Below are 19,135 nucleotides of genomic sequence, written 5' to 3' on the forward strand. Positions count from 1 at the left end.
TCCCCGCGGAGCGCGTGATGCCACTGCCTGCCGCACTCCAGCGCGAGATGTCGAGTCTGCTCGGCGACGCTTGGCGGGTCGATGACAGCGAACGGCTCGCCTACGCGTACGACAACTCACGCAGGCTTGCACTCCCCGACGCGGTGGCACTGCCGACCACTGCCGGGCAGGTCCAGGCGCTGGTGCGCGCGTGCCGAAGCCATCGGGTTCCGGTGATCGCTCGCGGCCGTGGCACCAACACCACCGGCGCCGCCGTGCCCATACAGGCCGGCGTCGTGGTGTCGTTCGAACGCATGGACCGGATCATCGACATCGCACCGGGTGACCGCTGCGCCGTCGTCCAGCCCGGAGTGATCAACGGCGACCTGCAAACCGCCCTGGCACCGCACGGCCTGTTCTGGCCGCCGGATCCGACCAGTGCCGGGTTCAGCACCATCGGCGGCAACCTGGCCTGCAACGCCGGCGGCCCTCGGGCGGTCAAGTACGGCGCCAGCCGCGACAACGTACTGGCGCTGACGGCGGTCACCGGCGCGGGCGAGCTGATCCATTGCGGAACGCGCACGACCAAGGGCTCCACCGGCTACGACCTGCAGCGGCTGCTGGTTGGCAGTGAAGGCACGCTGGCCCTGATTGTCGAGGCCTCTCTGCGGTTGACCCCGACACCGGTTTCGCGGCGCGCGCTGCGGGCGATCTATCGCGATGTCGACAGTGCCGCGCAGGCCGTGGCCCGGCTGATGGCCCAACCGGTCACGCCCTCGATGCTCGAGTTCATGGACGCCAGCGCGGTGCGCCTGGCTCGCGAGGTCGGCGGCGCGGACCTTCCCGAATCCGCCGGGGCGCTGCTGATGATCGAGGCGGACGGCGACCCCGCGCACCTGGGCGATGACATCGGCGCGTTGCGACGGGCCGCATCCGGCGACGGCCTCGTTGCGCTGGACGATGCTGCTGACGACGCCGCCCGCGCGCAGCTGTGGGTTGCGCGCAAAGCGCTCTCCCCGGCCCTGCGCACCCTCGCACCGGGCAAGATCAACGAGGACGTCGTCGTGCCGGTCTCGCGCATTCCGGAGCTCGTGCAGGGCGTGCAGCAGTTGTCGGTCGAATGCAGGCTGCCGATCGTCTGCTTCGGCCACGCCGGCAACGGCAACCTGCACGTCAACCTGATGTACGACCCGGCCGACGGTGATCAGGCGGCGCGCGCGGCAGCGACGATGACCCGGGTGTTCGCGCTCGCGGTGGCGCTCGGCGGGACCCTGTCGGGGGAGCACGGCATCGGCCTGGCCAAGCGCGACTTCATGCCCACGGCGATCACGGCACCCACCCTGGCGCTGATGCGGCAGATCAAGACCGCATTCGATCCGGACGCAATCCTCAATCCCGGCAAGTTGCTGCCGCCGTGAACCGTCGCCGCACCGAACCGCGGGCACCGCCTCCCACGACGACGGAAACGACGCTGGAAGAGCTGCTGGTGGACATCCGCGCCTGCCGGATCTGCGAGGCGCACCTGCCATTGGGACCGCGCCCGATACTGACCGCCGCACGCGGGGCGCGCCTGCTGATCGCCGGCCAGGCCCCGGGCCGCAAGGTGCATATGAGCGGGGTACCGTGGGATGACGCCAGTGGTGTGCGCCTGCGCGACTGGCTGGGAATCGACAGCGAAACGTTTTACGACCCGTCCCAGGTCGCGATCGTGCCGATGGGCTTCTGTTACCCCGGCAAGGCGGGGTCCGGCGACGCACCGCCGCGGCCGGAATGCCGCGCCACCTGGCACCCGCGACTTCTGCCGCTGCTGCCGGAGATCCGGCTAAACATCCTGATCGGCCAATACGCGCAGGCCTACTTCCTCGGTCCAAGTCGACCGGGAAATCTCACCGCTACGATGCGCCAGTGGCGCGATTTCCTGCCACGTTACCTGCCCCTGCCACACCCCAGTCCACGCAACGTGGCGTGGTTCAAGGCCAATCCGTGGTTCGAGGGCGAGGTATTGCCGGAGCTTCGCGAGCAGGTGCGCCAGCTGCTGGGCATCCCTACTTCAGCGGCTTGACCGGCGGCACGTCGACTCCGGTGCGGATCGTCATGACCCCATCGACCTCGATGTACTCCACGTCCGGATCAGCCGAGAACCGATCCATCAGTTCGGCCGCGGCCTCGCGGTCCAGCGGCAGGTCGGTCTTGAACACATCCGCCTCCACGCCAAGGCGCCGCAACCATTCCAGCTGCACGCCGGTCAGGCTTTGCATGGCGCCCAGGCGTTCACGGGCGGCGCCAGCGTCCCTGCCCGGGGCGGTCCCGTCCCGGTACTTGACGATGAAACGCTGGAACTGGCTGTCCGCGGGGAGCTGGTCGTAGTGACCCGAGCTGGGGCGTGCACCCGACGCGACCGGCGCGGCGGCCGTTTCCGTGCCTGTGGGCGCCGTGCCGGAGGTGTTGTTGCCGGCGGCCGCGCAACCGATCATGGCGACCACCGCAGCGAAGGCGAGCCATGCGGCGAATCGCCGGTTCGGGAAATTGGTGGGCGTGGCATGCATCCTCTCCTCCAGTCCTTGCAGCGGGTCAAGGACCGATCATGCCCGACGGGAAGTGAACGTCGGTGGGCGTTCCTCAGAACATCCCCACCTCGAGCCGTGCCGCCTCCGACATCATGTGCTGGGTCCAAGGCGGTTCGAACACCAGTTCCACATCGGTATCCACCACCGTCGGGATCAGCTTGAGCTTGTCGCTGACATCGGACACCAGCACCTCGCCCATGCCGCAGCCCGGCGCCGTCAGCGTCATCCGCACCTCGACCAGGCGCTGCCCGGGCTGCTCGGGGTGGGGCAGGACCTTGGCTTCGTAGATCAGGCCCAGATCGACCACGTTGATCGGAATTTCCGGATCGAAACACGTTCGCAACTGGTGCCAGACCAGCTCCTCGACCGCTTCATCGTCGGCCCCTTCGGGCAGCACCAATGGCGGGGTGGGCTCCTTGCCGATCGCGTCGGCGTCCTGACCGGCGATGCGGAACAGATTGCCGTCCACGAATACGGTGAAGCTGCCGCCCAGACCCTGGGTGATGTAACCCACCGAGCCGGCGGGGAGTTCGACCTCGTCGCCCTGCGGGACGAGAACGGCGGGACAATCACGTTCGAAACGGACAGGTTCGCTGCTGCGGGAATACATGCGTTCTGGCTGCTGGTTGAAGTCGTACCATTCTAGTCCAATATGCCGACCGGCGCGCACCCGTTATGCTGGGCAGCTGCCTGAGCCGATTGTTTCAATGACCCCTTCCATGCCTTCCACCGGGCGCGCACGCCGCGCGCCTGCCCGTGTGTTTTCCTTTGTTCTGCTGGCGCTGGGCGTTTTCGGCTTTGCCGCGGCCTGGGTGCTGGTTGCCCTGTCCAGTGGCCACCTGAGCAGCTGGATGGCCGTTCTGGGCGCACTGGACGTGGTGATCGTGCTCCGACTGGGTGGCTGGCGCCCGGGCCCAGCCCGCGCCCTGCTTGCCGCCGCTGCCACGGCGTGCATCGCGGTGTTGGCCAACTGGTGGATCATCGCCGCGCACCTGGGCGCAATGCTTGGCCTCACCCCGTGGGGATCAGCGGTCCGGCTGGGCTTCCATCACGCCTGGACGCTCGCGGGCATCGCGATCGGACCGCTGGACCTGTTCTGGATGGCGGCTGCGGTGCTGCTGGCAGGCATTGCCAGCCGCTGAACGCCCCGCAGCGCCACCGCACGCCGCCCGCCCGCGCTGTCGATCCAAACGACCGCCAGCCTCAGGCATCCAGCGCCTTGAGCTCGGACACCAGCGCACCGACGGCTTCCGCGCCGTCGCCGTAAAGCATGCGGGTGTTGTCGGCGTAGAACAGCGCGTTCTCGATCCCCGCAAAGCCGGTGCCCTTGCCGCGCTTGATCACCACCGTGTTGCGCGCATTCACCACATCCAGGATCGGCATGCCGTAGATCGGGCTGGCCGGATCGGTCTTCGCGACCGGGTTCACCACATCGTTGGCACCGATCACCAGCGCGACATCGGTCTGCGGGAACTCGGGGTTGATGTCGTCCATGTCGACGATCAGGTCGTAGGGCACGCCCGCCTCGGCCAGCAGGACGTTCATGTGGCCCGGCATGCGCCCGGCCACCGGGTGGATCGCGAACTTGACCTTGACCCCACGATCGATCAGCCGCTGCGCCAGTTCCCACACCTTGTGCTGGGCCTGGGCGACGGCCATGCCATAGCCGGGCACGATCACCACGCGCTCGGCGAAGGCCATCATCGAGGCGACGTCGCCGGCCTCGATGGGCTTCTGCGAGCCACTGATCTCCTGCGCCTCACCACCGCCACCGAAGTGCGAGAACAGCACCCCGCTGATCGGCCGGTTCATCGCCTTGGCCATGAGTCGGGTCAGCAGCATGCCGGCCGCGCCGACCATGGTGCCGGCGATGATCAGCGCCTCGTTGCCGAGCACGAAGCCCTCGAACGCGACCGCCAGGCCGGTGAGTGCGTTGTACAGCGAGATCACCACCGGCATGTCCGCGCCGCCGATCGGCAGCGTCATCAGCACGCCCAACAGGAGGGCGAGGACGAAGAACGCGATGATGGCCGGTAACTGCAACGTGGCCACCGCCCAGCCGCCGGCCAGCAGCATCGCCAGGAACACCAGCCCGTTGAGCAACTGTTGCGCCGGGAACACGACACGCCGGTCCAGGCGCCCGTCCAGCTTGGCCCAGGCGATCACCGAGCCCGACAGCGACACCGCACCGATCGCCGCGCCTAGTACCGCCAAACTCAGGGTGAAGGTGGACAGGGTGGGTGCAGTTGCGGCCGTTGCGGTCGAAGCAACGCCGACGATCGAAGCGGCGCGCAACAGCTCTACCGCACCGATGGCCGCAGCGGCACCGCCGCCCATGCCGTTGTAGAGCGCGACCATCTGCGGCATGTCGGTGATGGCGACCTTCTTGCCCGATACCCAGGCCGCCACCGTGCCGATCACCAACGCGGTGACGATCAACCCCAGGTTGTGCAGGTCCGGCAGGAGGAACGTGGCGGCGGTGGCCACCAGCATGCCCGCGCCCGCCCAGCGGATCCCGCTGCGCGCGGTTTTCGGTGATGCCATCCGCTGCAGGCCAAGCAGGAACAACGTGGCGGCGATGAAGTAGCTGGTCGCGGCGACCAGTGACTGCAGTTCGGGCGCGCTCATGGCTGGCTGTCCGGTGCTTTCGACGCATCGTCAGCCGGTCCGCGCTTCACGCTGGGTTTGAACATGTCCAGCATGCGTTCGGTGACCACATAGCCGCCGGCGGCATTGCCCGCGCCCATCAACACAGCGACGAAACCGATCGCTTTTTCCAGCGTCGTGTCGGCGTGTCCGAGCACCACCATCGCACCGATCAGCACGATCCCGTGGATGAAGTTGGAACCCGACATCAGCGGCGTGTGCAGGATCACCGGCACCCGCGAAATGATCACATGCCCGGCGATTGCCGCCAGCATGAAGATGTAAAGCATTGCAAACGCCTGCACCATCAGTCCTTCGCCCATTGTTCCTTCCCCGCGCGGTGGTTCTCCATCATAACCATGCATTCAGTCGCGCCCGCAAAACGATTCGCGATTTGCCGGCGATTGCGTGCGGCATGTCAACCGGCGCCCGCCACGCGCGTTTCCATAGCTGCAGCAACCGCTGCGACCCGACCCGCGACCCGATTGTCGCGAGCGACCGGATGCCGGCCGTATATGCTTGATTTCGTGACCCATGACGCTATCGCACCCACACCGCAGACCGCCGTCGAGCCCTATCCAACGCACGCTGGCGACGCGCCGCCTTTGCGCGAGCCAAAGACGCTGGACGAGTTCCTCGCCCGGCTTGGAACCCGCGCGTTCCGGTTCGCCGAAATCGGACTGCGCCAGCGCGAGGATGCGCTGGACGCGGTGCAGGACGCGATGATGAAGATGATGAACTACCAGGACCGGCCGCCCGCGGAATGGACGCCGCTGTTCTGGAGCATCCTGCGCAGCCGGATCATCGACATCCAGCGCCGGCGGACGTTCCGCATGCGCTGGATGGCACCAGCGATCGAGCGCGACGACGGCAGCACGCCGGACTGGCCCGATCACGGGCCCGATCCCGCGCGCAATCACGAAGGGCGCGAGGGGTACGCGCGGTTGGTCGACGCGCTGCAGCAGTTGCCGCGTCGCCAACGCGAAGCTTTCAGCCTGCGCATCCTGGGAGAGCTCGATGTGGCAACCACCGCCAAGGCGATGGGCTGCAGCGAGGGCTCGGTGAAAACCCATTTATCCCGTGCACGCACGGCGCTGCAGCTGCAGCTGGAGGACTGGAAGTGAACCGTTACCCATCACCGCCGACGCAGGACCCGCGGACCAGTCCGGAGAGCCGCTTCGACGCCCACGCCCGGGCACTTCACGACGACGCGCTGGCGCACGTCTCGCCGCTCGTCCGCAGGCGGCTGCAGCAGGCACGCAACGCCGCGACGCTGGGCGCTGCCAGAAAGCAAAGCCGCCTGTGGGCATGGGCGGGCAGCGCGGCCGTACTGGCGCTCGCGCTGGGCGCGGGCATGCAACTCCAGCGCTCGCCGGACCCGTCGCCGGGCGGCAGCCTCCCGATGGCCGGCACGTCACAACTGCCGGAAGGACAGACCTTGGCCGTGGGGGACGAGGTTGACAGTGAGGTGAGTGGCCTGCTCGCCGCGCTCGACGAAAACCCCGACTTCTATCTCTGGCTGGCCGCCAACGACAGCGCCTTGTCGGCACCCACGGAGCGATACCCATGAACCGTCCAATACGCCTGACCTTTCTCACCCTTCTGGCTGCCGCGTTGTGTGCTCCGGCGCTGGCCTCCGAGCCCGCCATGCCCGAATGGGACCAGCTCAGCGCGGAGACCCGCGCGACCCTCATCGCGCCGATCCGGGATCGCTGGAACAGTCAGCCGGCAGGGCGGGAGCGCATGCTGCAGCGTGCGCAGCGCTGGAGTGAGATGAGTCCGGAACAGCGGGGCAATGCACATCACGGCATGGACCGCTGGCAGCACATGTCGCCGGCCCAGCGCACTGAGGCCCGTGCGCTCTACAGCAAAATGCGCGGAATGGATCCGGGGGCGCGCAAGGCATTGCGCGATCAGTGGCGCGCCATGACGCCGGATCAGCGCAAGGCCTGGGTGCAAGCCAACCCCGCACCTGAAGACGGGGATCGGCCGCACTGACTTGACGCGCTTGGGCCGGCATCTCCCGCGGCTGCCAGCGGGGCGTCCGCCGGAGTGACCGGACCCGCTCGATTGACCGTGGCTAGGCGCTGGTTGGTCGCCCGGTTCCGGGAGCTTGGGGTGGCGTCGCGGGCTCGGGCGTCGCGGACTCTGCAACGGGACGCGCAGGCCACACGGTCTTCGCGAGCAACTCGTCGGTCCAGTCAAAATCGATGGCCCCGTCGCGAACGAACAGGCTGACAAAATTGAGGACGTTGCGGGCAAACATCTCACTGGCGTGGGTGGCGCCGCTGCTGGGCAGGTTCAGCGGTCCTGCCACCGTGACGCCGCCTACCGCTACCGTCTCGCCGGGGCGGGTGGATTCGCAGTTGCCGCCGGTCTCCGCGGCCAGATCGACGATAACGCTGCCCGGCCGCATCCCCGCCACCATCGCGGCGGTGAGGATCTTGGGCGCCGGCCTGCCCGGTACCGCAGCCGTGGTCACCACCACGTCGACGAGCTTGAGATGTTCACCCAGCCTGCGCTGCTGCTCGGCGCGCTCCTCTTCGGTGAGCTGGCGCGCGTAACCGCCCTCCCCCGCCGCGCTAACCCCCAGGTCGAGGAACTTTCCACCCAGCGACTCGATCTGCTCGCGGGTCTCCGGGCGCACGTCGAAACCCTCGACCTGTGCACCCAGTCGCTTCGCGGTCGCGACTGCCTGGAGGCCGGCAACGCCGGCACCGATCACCAATACACGCGAGGGACGGATGGTGCCTGCCGCGGTCGTCAGCATCGGAAAGAACCGGGGGGACAACTGGGCGCCCAGCAACACGGCCTTGTAGCCGGCCATGCCGGCTTGGGAACTGAGTACGTCCATCGCCTGCGCACGCGTGGTGCGCGGCAAGCGCTCCAGAGGAAAGGCGAGCAGCTGCCGTGCGGTGATCGTCTCACCCCGGGCGGCGTCGGCCTCGGGCGCCAACTGCCCTACCAGCACGGTCCCCGAGCGCAACGTCTGCAGCACCGGCGTTGGTGGGCTCTGCACGCACAGCACGATGTCCGCACCGGTGAGCGCGCTGGCGGCATCAGCGACCAGTTCGACCCCGGCGGCGGCATAGGCCTCGTCGGTGAAGCCCGCCGCGCTGCCGGCGCCACGCTCCATGCGCAGCTGCGCACCCAGCGCGCCAAGCTTCTTTGCTGTTTCGGGAACCAGGGAAACGCGACGCTCGCCGGCCGCGGTTTCGCGGGCGACGCCGATGGTGATCGTCATCAGGCATTCCTTTTGGGGGTTCAGAACATCCTAGCGAATGCCCCGGTGCTTGTGCGACCTGGGGTAGAGCCCAGTCGTGCGGAGTGTCAGCAATCGGTGGGTGTGGATCAGCGCGCGGGGGCGCTGGCGGCGCGGTCAAGCTGCTCGCGTACGTGCTGCATCGCCTGCTCGAACGGGGTGGGCTCGCAGCCGACCTTCAGGCGGCCGGAGGCCGCCATGACCGCCAGCTCCTCCACCGTGGCCACAAGAACGCGCAGACCCCGGCGGTTGACCAGCAGCCGGCGATCGCTCAACGGGCTGACCCAGGCGATCTTCGCGGCGAGCGATTCGCCCTTCAGGTCGCTGATCTGCAGCCACGATCCAGCTTCCAGTGCGCGCAGCTCCTCGACCTGGGCCGGCGTGGCGCGCGCTGCGCCGCGCGGGTCCAGCCACAGGCTGCGCTCGTCGTCATCGTCCTGCTCCTCCCGCGGCGGCGGGGGATACAGATCACGCGGTGTGTGCGGATAGACCAGGCCCTTCACCAGCAGCGCCAACGCATGTTCGGCGGCGGTCTGGTCCAGGCCGGAGCTGGCCAGGCACTCGGCGATGCGCGGCTCCAATGCCAGCAGGTGATCGGCCAGTTCGGCGCCGCGGCCCTCGGCGGCGAGGCGGTCCGCGGCAACCAGGGCGTCGCCGAGGGACACCGCGTCGACCAGACGCTCGCGATCGTCGCCGTCGCGCAACCAGGTCTGGACCAGGTGATGGCGCCAGGACCCGCGCAGGAACTCGGCGATGGCCGGACTCAGCGGCGGTGCCGAAAGGCGCCTGGCGAGCACGGTATCTGCCTGCTCGCGGGCGTGGTTCAGCCGTTCGCGTCCGTTGGTTGCCTTCGCTGCACGCTCTTCCTGCAGCTCGATCCGGCGGCGCTGCTGCTGCAGCAGGGCGTCCAGCTCGCGGTGCGCGGTCTCGAAGATCACCAGATCCTCGGTGTATTCGGCGACCACGCGCTGGGAGATGGAAGTCGCCCGGTCCAGCAATTCGCGCTCCTGCGGGGTGTTGCCGGCGTTGCCCGCCACGGCCTCGGTGATGGCATCGAAGAGGCGCCGTGCCGGGTGGGTCGGGCTGACAAACAGCTGCTGGTCGGTCAGCGCGACCTTGACGTAAGGCAGCACGAGACGCGCGTACATCCGTCGTGCGCGGTCCTGCAGTTGCTGGCTGGCGAACAGCGCGTCGAACAACAGGCCGACCAGGTCGATCGCGTCCTCGTCCTCGGCGCTGAAACTGATTTGTTCCGGATCCAGGCCGAGACGGCGCGAACCGGTATTGAGCTGCTCGCGGATCGCGCCCGCCAAGCTGCCGGAGCCGGCCAGGGCGCGGGCGAACACGTCCGCCGGCTCGGCTTGCATGAGTGATGCAACGTTGACGAGCTCATCCAGGCGCAATTGCCGTCGACCTCCGGACTCCGTCGGCGAGGCACCTTGCATGGGGGCGGAAGCTGCTCCGCGACGGCCTTCGCGCCAGGCGTGCAACATGCTGCGCAGCTCGCTCAGCTCCGCCGGCGTCGGGTTTTCGGCGCCAGACGATCCCGCCCCGCCGCCGCCCCAACCGCCCTGACCTGGAACCGATCCACCGTGACCATGTCCATGCCCGGCGTGCCCCGGCGCACCCGTTCCGCCAATGGAAGCCCCGCCCTGACCCGAACCGTAATGCTCCGCGCCAGCGCCCCAGCCGCCCGCGCCTGCCTCGTTGCCACCTGACGGCGTCGGCCCAGCCCCACGGCCTGCACCCACCGATTGGACGGCGTTCGCGGATGAACCTGCTGCCGCGGGAGCATCGGGGGCGGCTGGCAGCCCATATCCGCCACGCGCAAGTACCGTATTGGCGGCGTCGTAGAGTTCGCCGAGGACACTCTCCAGCGCCCTGGCGTAATGCTCGAACAGCAGCGTCCGGAGCAGTTCCGGGATCTGCTCGTCTTCAAAGGTGTCAACAAAGGCCATCGCCAGCCGGGTCGGGCCCAGCGGATTCATGGATGGCTCCGCGCCCAGCGCGCCGGCGAGGATATCCAGCCGCGCACCCATCATGTCCAGGCTCGCGCTGTGGCGATGATCCAGACTGGCGGCCAAGGCCTGCCCCGCCAGATGGAAGTCGATCTGGCCCTCGTCGATCAGCCCAAGTGGTACATCCACGCTGTCACGGGCGTGCAGCAGGCGGAAATCGTCAAACCCCTGCGCAATGCGCTGCCGAAAGCGCATTACGTGCGCGGCGTGGTGTTGGCGCAGTACCCACAGTGCGGATTGGCTCTGATAGACCAGCTGCGGTAAGTGCGTGCCATCGCCGCCCACCGCGATCGCGCCCAGGGCCACATCGATCGCGGGATAGAATTCGCCCGGCAAACCCGCCAGCCGCTCCAGCACCAGGCGCTTGATCTCTTCAAGCACCCGTGTGGGATCCACCGGAGTTGAATGGAAGCCGCGAACGGATGGGATAGACACGTGTGCTCCAGAGCCGGGGTGACGCAGAGTGCCGTCCATAAACCTGTATAGGAGCATAGTGGCAATATGGGTCAGGTTTTCCCGCCCAATGTTTGAACTGTGACTTATGACCCCCAAACCTGATGTACCGCAGCAACTTGCGGCGCCCGGTCACGCGCTGGACGCCGCCCTGGCCCACCTCGATACCCGGCGCTCGGTGCCTTTCATGCGCCTGCAGGAACCCGCACCGGACTCGGCGACACTGCTGCGGCTGCTGGCCAGCGCGACGAGGGTACCCGACCACGGCATCCGCGAACCTTTCCGTTTCGTGACCTTGCGGGGCGATGCGCGCCGGGTGTTCGGCGAGCGTCTGGCGGCGCGCCACCGCGAGGCCGATGCCGACGCCAGCGAAAGCGTCATCGCCAAGGACCTTGACCGCTACCTGCATGCGCCGTTGATCGTGGTGCTGGTGGCACAGCTCGGCCCGGACCCGAAGATTCCTGAGCAGGAGCGCCTTCTCAGCGCCGGTTGCACCGGTTTTGCACTGCTCCAGGCGGCCCAGGCCGCTGGGTTCGGTGGCTGCTGGCTGACCGGCTGGGCGGCCTACGACCGCGGGGTCGCTTCCATGCTCGGCCTGGAGGCCCACGAGCACGTCATCGGCTTCATCCATCTGGGCACCCCGTCACAGGACATTCCGGGGCGTCGTCGCCCGGACCCGGCGACGTTGCTGTCCGAGTGGACGCCTTGAACCAATCCGTCCCGGCGACGCCACCCGCGTCGACGCCGACCCTCTACCTGGTCGATGCCAGCCTGTACGTGTTCCGCGCCTGGCACTCGATGCCCGATGATTTCCGCGGTGCGGACGGCTCGCCGACCAATGCCGTACACGGATTTGCCCGTTTCCTGCTGGAACTGCTCGATCGTGCACGACCGCAGCACATCGCGGTGGCGTTTGATGAGGCGCTCGACTCGTGCTTCCGCAATACGATCTACCCGGCCTACAAGGCCAACCGCGAACCGGCTCCGGAAGCCCTGAAACAGCAATTCGTGCACTGCCGCGAACTGTGCGCCGCGCTGGGACTGAGCGTGCTCTCGCATCGCGAGTACGAGGCGGACGACCTGATCGGCAGTGCCTGCATGAGCGCCCGCGCGCACCGGTTCCGCTCGGTCATCGTCTCGGCCGACAAGGACCTCTCGCAGTTGCTGGGCGATCACGACGAGCAGTGGGACTTCGCCCGCGGCCAGCGCTGGGGTGCGAGCGGCGTGCCTGCCCGGCATGGCGTCGAGGCTGCCCAGATGGCCGATTACCTGGCGCTGACCGGCGATGCGGTCGACAACATTCCCGGGGTGCCGGGCATCGGTGCAAAGACCGCGGCCGCCCTGCTGGCCCATTTCGGCAGCCTGGACGCGCTGCTGGATCGCATCGACGAGGTGCCCTATCTGCGCCTGCGCGGCGCGGCGTCCTGTGCGGCCCGATTGCGCGAGCATCGCGACCTTGCGCTGCTGTGCCGCCAACTTTCCACGGTGGCCTGCGACGTGGCCCTGGACGATGCCGACAGCCACTTTGTGCGCCGGTCCGCCGAGCCGGGCCGCCTGCACGCGCTGTGCGAGCGCGTCCGGTTCGGTCCGATGACCCGGCGCCGGCTGTATGGCGTGGCAGGCCTGGAGTTCAATCCCGGCGCGTGAACAAGGCCGCCGAGAAGGTTTAGCATCGGGCCCATGGACGATCACGAAAAACCCGTTGAAACAATCTACGACGGCAAGTGGCTGCGGATGTTGCGCCGCGGCCGCTGGGAATACGTCGAGCGGACCCACGGCAAGGGCATGGCGGTGATCATCATCGCCGTGACCCCGGCCGACGAGGTTTTGTTCGTGGAGCAGTTCCGGGTGCCACTGGGTGCGCGCACCATCGAGATGCCGGCCGGTCTGGTCGGCGATGACGACACATCCGACACGCTGGTCGCCGCAGCGCATCGCGAGCTGATCGAGGAAACCGGATGGGAGCCCCGCAGGCTTGAGGTGCTGCTGGTCGGCCCGACTTCGTCGGGAATGAGCAACGAGCGCATCGCCTATGTGCGCGCCCGCGACCTGGTCAAGGTCGGCGAAGGCGGCGGCGTGGGCAATGAGGACATCACCGTCCACCACGTACCGCGTGAGCGCGCGCCTGCCTGGCTGATGCAGAAGCAGCGCGAAGGGTTCGAGCTGGACCTGAAGCTGTGGGGCGGACTGTGGATGATCGACCGCGACCCGGACGGATCGCCCGTCGCGCCCTGACGGTCAGTGACCGCCGGACGCGGCAGGCACAGCGGCCTCAGCCGGCGAACCCGTCGGTGGCGCGCACCAGCGAGTCGACGTTCTCAGCCTCGAAGGCCGAATGCCCCGAAGCCGGCGAGATGGCCAGCGTCGCCTTCGGCCAGGCCTTGTGCAGGTCCCAGGCGTTCTGCACCGGGCACACCACGTCGTAACGTCCATGCACGATCACTCCGGGAATGTCCGCAATGGCACCCGCGTCGCGCAGCAACTGGTCGTCGACTTCAAGAAAGCCGCCATTGACGAAGTAATGATTCTCGATGCGCGCGAACGCCAGCGCGAACTTCGGATCCTCGTGGCTGGTGGTGAATTCGTCGTCGATATGCAGGAAGCTGGTCGCACCCTCCCAGACACTCCAGGCCTTCGCCGCAGCGAGCTGGGTGGCCTCGTCCTTGCTGGTCAGGCGGCGATGATAGGCACTGATCATGTCGTGGCGTTCGGTGACCGGGATCGCCTCCAGGTAGTGCTCCCAAGGCTCCGGGAACAGACGGCTGGCACCTTCCTGGTAGAACCACTCCAGCTCCCAGCGGCGCAGCATGAAAATGCCGCGCAGGACCAGTTCGGTCACGCGCTTGGGGTGCTTCTGCGCATAGGCCAATGCCAGGGTTGAACCCCAGCTGCCGCCGAAGACCTGCCATTTGTCGATATCCAGCTTGACCCGCAGCTTCTCGATGTCCTCCACCAGGTGCCAGGTGGTGTTGGCGACGAGGTCGGCATGGGGGGTGGAACGGCCGCTGCCGCGCTGGTCAAACAGGATGATGCGGTAGCGCGCAGGGTCATGGAACCGGCGCATCTTAGCGCTGCAGCCCCCGCCCGGGCCACCATGCAACAGCACCACAGGCTTGCCGTCAGGGTTGCCGCACTGCTCGTAATACAGCGTGTGCCGCTCGTCTACATCCAGCGTGCCGGTGTCGTAGGGCTGGATCTCGGGATACAGGGTGCGCATGGCGACTCCGCCGCAGGGTGGGTGGGCAATTCTACCCAGCGCCGTCCGCAGTCGCAGCGCAGCGGGTCGACGTCATTCAGCGACTCGACCCACGCTCACCCGGTCGCGCTGCTCCAGATCCACCACGGTTTCCACCTCGCCCAGGCCCGCCTCGACCATCAGGGCACGCACCGCACTGCCTTGGTCCAGCCCGTGCTCCAGCAGCAGCCAGCCACCGGCCACCAGCAGCTCCGGTGCGCCGTCGACGATGCTGCGAATGTCATCCAGACCGTCGGCACCCGCGGCCAGCGCACTGCGCGGCTCGAAGCGCAAATCGCCCTGGGCCAGATGCGCGTCCTCCTCGGCGATGTAGGGCGGATTGCTGAGAATCATGTCGAAACGGTCGCCCGCCAGTGGCTTCAGCCAGTCACCGTGGCGGAACTCCACGTTTTCCAGACCCAGCGTCCGGGCGTTGCCGGCTGCCACGTCCAGCGCGCTTTCGCTGGCATCGGTGGCGATCACCCGGGCCAGCGGACGCTCCATCGCCACGGCGAGCGCGACCGCGCCACTGCCCGTGCCCAGATCAACCACCCGCAGTGCTTTCTCCTGCGGCAGGCGGTCCAGCGCCTGCTCCACCAGCAGCTCGGTTTCCGCACGCGGGATCAGCGTCGCCGGGGTTACCCGCAGGTCGAAGCGCCAGAAACCCCGCTGGCCGGTCAGGTAAGCGATCGGCTCGCCGGCACGCCGGCGCTCGAGCAGCAAGCTGAAACGCTGCACTGCGACCTGGTCGAGGTCCTCGTCGCCATGCGCGTACAGCCACGTGCGCGAGCGGCCAAGCGTGTGGGCCAGCAGCAACTCCGCATCGCCCGGCTGCGTGCCGCGGCGCGCCTCGCGCAGGATTGAATCGATTCGCGCCATATGCCCTACCGAGCGTTGGGAAGCCGCGAGCGCCTGATCCGCCCCCCGCCCGTGGATGACCATGATAAGGCAGCCCACTTCGCCGCCATCAGGATGCTACAGGGCCGGTCATCGAGGGTTGATAAGCGTCACCCGAGCCGCGATGTCATAAGGATCGCCGTCACCAGGCGATGTTTGTTCGCTCAATCCACCGCTCGACCGATAGGGCTTGACTATTGAATAAATCACATCAATCGATTTGATTAATAAGATAGGCGGCACTAAGCTTTGAGTCGTAGCTTCTTCTCCCCATCCACTGCAAGAGGATCCAGCGATGTCCCTGATCAATACCGAAGTCAAACCGTTCAAGGCCCAGGCGTTCAAGAACGGCGAATTCAAGGAAATCACCGAGGCCGACCTGAAGGGCAAGTGGTCGGTGTTCTTCTTCTACCCGGCCAACTTCACCTTCGTCTGCCCGACCGAGCTGGAAGACCTGGCCGACAAGTACGAGGAGTTCCAGAAGCTCGGCGTCGAGATCTACAGCGTCTCCACCGACACCCACTTCTCGCACAAGGCGTGGCACGACACGTCCGACTCGATCAAGAAGATCAAGTACACGATGGTCGGCGACCCGACCGGCGCGATCACCCGCAACTTCGAGGTGATGATCGAGGAAGCCGGCTTGGCCGACCGCGGCACCTTCGTGATCGACACCGAGGGCAAGATCCAGATCGTCGAGATCAACGCCGGTGGCATCGGCCGTGACGCCAGCGAGCTGCTGCGCAAGGTCAAGGCCGCCCAGTACGTCGCCGCGCACCCCAACGAGGTCTGCCCGGCCAAGTGGAAGGAAGGCGAGAAGACCCTTGCGCCTTCGCTGGACCTGGTTGGCAAGATCTAAGCCGTTGTTACGGCGACGTTGCAACGTCGCCACCGAGTCAGCCCGGGCGCTGTGCGCGCCCGGGTGCACCATGGGGGTCCCGGGTGCACGCCACCCGGGGTCTCTGAAGCGATCGGTTCTCCCGATCGTCCACCTCACTCGCCACCGTGGCGGGTGTGCGTTCTGCGTCCCAGTGGTTGCTTGCACAAGCGGCCTGGGCTGAGCCGGATGCTGGTTTTACGGATATTTTTACGGATATTCACCGCCCCCCCCGGCCCCTCCCCCGGCCCAGGCCGCTCCTGCAAGCATCTCCACGCCTTCCCCCCAAATTTCACTGGAGCCGTTGCCATGCTCGATGACAGCCTCAAGACCCAGTTGCAGTCCTACCTTGAAAACGTGACCCAGCCGATCGAGTTGGTTGCTTGTCTGGACGACGGCGCCAAATCGCAGGAGCTCCACGCCCTGCTGACCGAGATCGCCGCGATGTCCGACAAGATCACGCTGCGCCGCGATGATGACTCGCAGTCGCGCAAGCCGTCGTTCGCGATCAACCGCGTGGGCACCGATATCGGGATTTCCTTCGCGGCCATTCCGATGGGCCATGAGTTCACCTCCCTGGTGCTGGCCCTGCTTCAGGTCGGCGGCCACCCCGGCAAGATCAGCGACGAGCTGGCCACGCAGGTCCGCGAGCTGGAGGGCGAATTCAATTTCGAGACCTTCATGTCGCTGTCCTGCCAGAGCTGCCCGGACACGGTTCAGGCGCTGAACCTGATGAGCGTGCTGAACCCCGCCATCCGCCACGTTGCCATTGATGGCGCGCTGTTCCAGGACGAGGTGGAAACCCGCGAGATCATGTCGGTGCCGACCGTCCTGCTCAACGGCGAGGCCTTCGATACGGGTCGGATGACGGTTGAGCAGATCGTTGCCCGGCTCGACACCGGTGCGGAGAAGCGCATGGCCGAGGAGATCAAGACCAAGGCGCCCTTCGAGGTGCTGGTGATCGGCGGCGGCCCGGCCGGGGCGGCTTCGGCCATCTACGCGGCACGCAAGGGCATCCGTACCGGTGTGGTGGCCGAGCGCTTCGGCGGCCAGGTGCTGGACACGATGTCGATCGAGAACTTCATCTCCGTGCCGCACACCGAGGGCCCCAAGTTCGCGGTGGCCATGGAGCAGCACGTTCGCGAATACGACGTGGACATCATGAACCTGCAGCAGGCGACCAAGCTGGTTCCGGCGAGCGAGCCCGGCGGTCTGGTTGAGGTGCAACTGGCCAATGGCGCGTCGCTCAAGTCGCGCAGCGTGGTCCTCGCCACCGGCGCGCGCTGGCGCCAGATGGGTGTGCCCGGCGAGGAGGAATACCGCAACAAGGGCGTGGCGTACTGCCCGCATTGCGACGGTCCGCTGTACAAGGGCAAGGACGTGGCGGTGATCGGCGGCGGCAACTCGGGCGTCGAGGCCGCGATCGACCTGGCCGGCGTCGTCAACCACGTCACCCTGATCGAGTTCGACAGCCAGCTGCGTGCCGACGAGGTGCTCCAGCGCAAACTGCGCAGCCTGCCCAACGTCACCATCATCGTCAGTGCCCAGAGCACCGAAGTGCTGGGTGATGGCAAGAAGGTCACCGGACTGGTCTACAAGGATCGCGAGGGCGGCGATATCCACCGCGTGGCATTGGACGGCATCTTCGTCCAGATCGGCCTGTTGCCCAATACCGAATGGTTGAAGGGCGACCTGGACCTGTCACCGCGCGGCGAGATCATCATCGATGACCGGGGCGCGACCTCGATGCCGGGCGTGTTTGCCGCCGGCGATGCCACCACCGTCGCCTACAAGCAGATCGTGATCGCCATGGGCGCCGGCTCGACCGCAGCGCTGAGCGCGTTCGACTACCTGATCCGCACGCCGGTACCGGCCGATGCCGCAGCAGCCCTGGCTGCGGCCGCGGACACCGCCGCGGCCTGACGGCCGACCGTTGCCGCCGCGCCCATCGGCCGGCGGCAGCGGACCTGGAATCCCTCGATGAACCTTCGCGACCTCAAGTACCTTGTCGCCCTGGCCGAGCACCGCCACTTCGGCCGGGCGGCCGCGGCCAGCTTCGTCAGCCAGCCGACCCTGTCCACGCAGATCCGCAAACTGGAAGAGGAGCTCGGGGTGACGCTGGTGGAGCGCGCGCCGCGCAAGGTGATGCTGACCCCGGTCGGACGCGACATCGTCGAGCGCGCTCGGCGGGTGCTGGCTGACGTCGACCAGATGGCCGAGATCGCACGGCGCAGTCAGGACCCCGATGCCGGCTCGATCCGGCTGGGCATGTTCCCTACGCTGGGGCCCTACCTGCTGCCACACGTGCTGCCGGGGCTGAGGGAGAAGTTCCCCCGCCTGGAGATGCTGCTGGTGGAGGAGAAGACCGACGCCCTGCTGGAGCGCCTGCGCGAAGGCCGGCTGGACGCGGCGCTACTGGCGCTGCCGATCCACGATGACCAGCTGCACATCGAGACCCTGTTTGAGGAATCTTTTCTGCTCGCCGTGCCGCGGCAACATCGCCTGGCGGAACGCACATCGCTGGCCATGGACGACCTCGACCAGGTTCCGCTGCTGCTGCTGGAGGAAGGCCATTGCCTTCGCGACCAGGCGCTCGACGTGTGCCGGCTGGCCGGCGCGGGCGAGCGCGACGGTTTCCGCGCGACCAGCCTGGAAACCCTGCGGCAGATGGTCGCCGCCGGTGTCGGATTGACCCTCTTGCCCGCGCTGTCGGTGCAGCCACCGGTGCCGCCGTCGCCGGACATCGCGCTGTTGCCGTTCGTGGGCGAGTCGCCGCACCGCACGATTGCGATGGTCTGGCGCAAGAGCTCGGCGATGGCATCGTTGCTGGAGCGCATTGCCAGCCAGCTGCGTGAGCTGCCACCAAGCCTGCTGCAGGCGCCGGCGGAGTTCTAGAAGCCCGGATCACTGGGCGGGAACACAGTCATACCGCCGGGGCGGTCCCACCAAGCCAGCCGTCCTGATCGTCCTCCAGCGCGACCGGATTGCCGAGTCCCAGCGCCTCGACCACGTCCCGCGCCTGCGTCCACGCCGCCTCGGGCACGCACACTTGCACCAGGCCGAACATCGGCAACTCGCCCATGCCCCCCAGCAGGGCCTCGCCCTTGACGAATACCGGGATGTCGGCCGCTTCCAGCGCATGGCGCACCAGGTGGGCATCGATGATCCCGGCGGCTTCATAGACCACTCGCATTATCGGCG

At 67.4% G+C, this 19,135-nt stretch carries 21 protein-coding genes; 12 read left to right on the forward strand and 9 right to left on the reverse strand.

Annotated features, from left to right (window positions below):
• Nucleotides 1-17 precede the first annotated feature (17 nt).
• Nucleotides 18-1,397: an FAD-binding oxidoreductase gene (locus tag KZ491_RS07005; protein ID WP_222565122.1), complete on the forward strand. Its 1,380-nt coding sequence runs from the start codon at nt 18-20 to the stop codon at nt 1,395-1,397.
• Nucleotides 1,394-2,041 carry a uracil-DNA glycosylase family protein gene (locus tag KZ491_RS07010; protein WP_343225570.1) on the forward strand — a complete coding sequence of 216 codons (648 nt, stop codon included), beginning with the start codon at nt 1,394-1,396 and terminating at the stop codon, nt 2,039-2,041. The genes KZ491_RS07005 and KZ491_RS07010 overlap by 4 nt, the downstream gene beginning before the upstream one ends.
• On the opposite strand, the gene KZ491_RS07015 is transcribed toward KZ491_RS07010, so the two are convergent.
• Both KZ491_RS07015 and sufT read right to left on the reverse strand, forming a co-directional pair.
• The gene (locus KZ491_RS07015; protein ID WP_222565123.1) at nt 2,025-2,525 is read right to left on the reverse strand and encodes a hypothetical protein; all 501 of its coding nucleotides are present in this window, start codon (nt 2,523-2,525) and stop codon (nt 2,025-2,027) included. The two genes, KZ491_RS07010 and KZ491_RS07015, sit on opposite strands and share 17 nt — an antisense overlap.
• 73 nt (nt 2,526-2,598) lie before the next feature.
• Entirely contained in the window at nt 2,599-3,156 is a 558-nt protein-coding gene (gene sufT / locus KZ491_RS07020; RefSeq protein WP_222565124.1) for a putative Fe-S cluster assembly protein SufT, read from the reverse strand.
• 97 nt (nt 3,157-3,253) lie between these two features.
• Between sufT and KZ491_RS07025 the strand changes: the two genes are divergently transcribed.
• Nucleotides 3,254-3,688 (forward strand): hypothetical protein, encoded by a 435-nt coding sequence (locus tag KZ491_RS07025; protein ID WP_222565125.1) that lies wholly within the window; start codon nt 3,254-3,256, stop codon nt 3,686-3,688.
• Nucleotides 3,689-3,749: 61 nt separating this feature from the next.
• Here KZ491_RS07025 and KZ491_RS07030 read toward each other — a convergent pair whose 3' ends face one another.
• Nucleotides 3,750-5,174, reverse strand: a complete 1,425-nt coding sequence (locus KZ491_RS07030) for an NAD(P)(+) transhydrogenase (Re/Si-specific) subunit beta (protein WP_222565126.1) — start codon at nt 5,172-5,174, stop codon at nt 3,750-3,752.
• A complete protein-coding gene (locus KZ491_RS07035; RefSeq protein ID WP_222565519.1) occupies nt 5,171-5,500 on the reverse strand; it encodes an NAD(P) transhydrogenase subunit alpha part 2 in 330 nt (109 codons plus the stop codon). Before KZ491_RS07035 ends, KZ491_RS07030 begins: the two co-directional genes overlap by 4 nt.
• Nucleotides 5,501-5,707: 207 nt before the next feature.
• Here KZ491_RS07035 and KZ491_RS07040 point away from each other — a divergent pair, with 207 nt between their 5' ends.
• Genes KZ491_RS07040 through KZ491_RS07050 form a run of 3 tightly spaced genes read left to right on the forward strand, consistent with a single transcriptional unit; the run spans nt 5,708 to nt 7,190 of the window.
• Entirely contained in the window at nt 5,708-6,316 is a 609-nt protein-coding gene (locus KZ491_RS07040; protein ID WP_222565127.1) for an RNA polymerase sigma factor, read from the forward strand.
• Nucleotides 6,313-6,762: a hypothetical protein gene (locus tag KZ491_RS07045; RefSeq protein ID WP_222565128.1), complete on the forward strand. Its 450-nt coding sequence runs from the start codon at nt 6,313-6,315 to the stop codon at nt 6,760-6,762. Before KZ491_RS07040 ends, KZ491_RS07045 begins: the two co-directional genes overlap by 4 nt.
• Nucleotides 6,759-7,190, forward strand: a complete 432-nt coding sequence (locus tag KZ491_RS07050; protein WP_222565129.1) for a DUF3106 domain-containing protein — start codon at nt 6,759-6,761, stop codon at nt 7,188-7,190. The genes KZ491_RS07045 and KZ491_RS07050 overlap by 4 nt, the downstream gene beginning before the upstream one ends.
• A gap of 82 nt (nt 7,191-7,272) precedes the next feature.
• On the opposite strand, the gene KZ491_RS07055 is transcribed toward KZ491_RS07050, so the two are convergent.
• Complete coding sequence (locus tag KZ491_RS07055; RefSeq protein ID WP_222565130.1) at nt 7,273-8,436, reverse strand: NAD(P) transhydrogenase subunit alpha; 1,164 nt, start codon at nt 8,434-8,436, stop codon at nt 7,273-7,275.
• Between the two features lie 107 nt (nt 8,437-8,543).
• On the reverse strand, nt 8,544-10,907 hold the full coding sequence (locus tag KZ491_RS07060; protein ID WP_222565131.1) for a DUF1631 family protein: 2,364 nt from the start codon (nt 10,905-10,907) through the stop codon (nt 8,544-8,546).
• A gap of 106 nt (nt 10,908-11,013) precedes the next feature.
• On the opposite strand from KZ491_RS07060, the gene KZ491_RS07065 reads away from it, so the two are divergent.
• From KZ491_RS07065 to KZ491_RS07075, 3 genes are read left to right on the forward strand one after another with little or no spacing between them, the layout of a single operon-like run.
• A complete protein-coding gene (locus KZ491_RS07065) occupies nt 11,014-11,634 on the forward strand; it encodes a nitroreductase family protein (protein ID WP_222565132.1) in 621 nt (206 codons plus the stop codon).
• Nucleotides 11,631-12,572, forward strand: a complete 942-nt coding sequence (locus KZ491_RS07070) for a 5'-3' exonuclease (protein ID WP_246606608.1) — start codon at nt 11,631-11,633, stop codon at nt 12,570-12,572. Before KZ491_RS07065 ends, KZ491_RS07070 begins: the two co-directional genes overlap by 4 nt.
• Before the next feature lie 33 nt (nt 12,573-12,605).
• Nucleotides 12,606-13,160 (forward strand): NUDIX hydrolase, encoded by a 555-nt coding sequence (locus tag KZ491_RS07075; protein WP_222565134.1) that lies wholly within the window; start codon nt 12,606-12,608, stop codon nt 13,158-13,160.
• A 37-nt stretch (nt 13,161-13,197) separates the two neighbouring features.
• On the opposite strand, the gene pip is transcribed toward KZ491_RS07075, so the two are convergent.
• Entirely contained in the window at nt 13,198-14,142 is a 945-nt protein-coding gene (pip, locus tag KZ491_RS07080; RefSeq protein ID WP_222565135.1) for a prolyl aminopeptidase, read from the reverse strand.
• 72 nt (nt 14,143-14,214) lie between these two features.
• A complete protein-coding gene (gene prmC / locus KZ491_RS07085) occupies nt 14,215-15,039 on the reverse strand; it encodes a peptide chain release factor N(5)-glutamine methyltransferase (RefSeq protein ID WP_222565136.1) in 825 nt (274 codons plus the stop codon).
• Nucleotides 15,040-15,352: 313 nt separating this feature from the next.
• On the opposite strand from prmC, the gene ahpC reads away from it, so the two are divergent.
• The 3 genes from ahpC (at nt 15,353) to oxyR (ending at nt 18,829) form a co-directional block, all read left to right on the forward strand.
• Entirely contained in the window at nt 15,353-15,916 is a 564-nt protein-coding gene (gene ahpC / locus KZ491_RS07090) for an alkyl hydroperoxide reductase subunit C (protein WP_222565137.1), read from the forward strand.
• Between the two features lie 327 nt (nt 15,917-16,243).
• A complete protein-coding gene (gene ahpF, locus KZ491_RS07095) occupies nt 16,244-17,857 on the forward strand; it encodes an alkyl hydroperoxide reductase subunit F (RefSeq protein ID WP_222565138.1) in 1,614 nt (537 codons plus the stop codon).
• A gap of 57 nt (nt 17,858-17,914) precedes the next feature.
• A complete protein-coding gene (gene oxyR / locus KZ491_RS07100) occupies nt 17,915-18,829 on the forward strand; it encodes a DNA-binding transcriptional regulator OxyR (protein ID WP_222565139.1) in 915 nt (304 codons plus the stop codon).
• Between the two features lie 28 nt (nt 18,830-18,857).
• On the opposite strand, the gene KZ491_RS07105 is transcribed toward oxyR, so the two are convergent.
• Complete coding sequence (locus KZ491_RS07105) at nt 18,858-19,127, reverse strand: putative signal transducing protein (RefSeq protein ID WP_222565140.1); 270 nt, start codon at nt 19,125-19,127, stop codon at nt 18,858-18,860.
• Nucleotides 19,128-19,135 lie beyond the last annotated feature (8 nt).

Source organism: Novilysobacter antarcticus (assembly GCF_019802285.1).
Taxonomy (GTDB): Bacteria; Pseudomonadota; Gammaproteobacteria; order Xanthomonadales; family Xanthomonadaceae; genus Novilysobacter; species Novilysobacter antarcticus.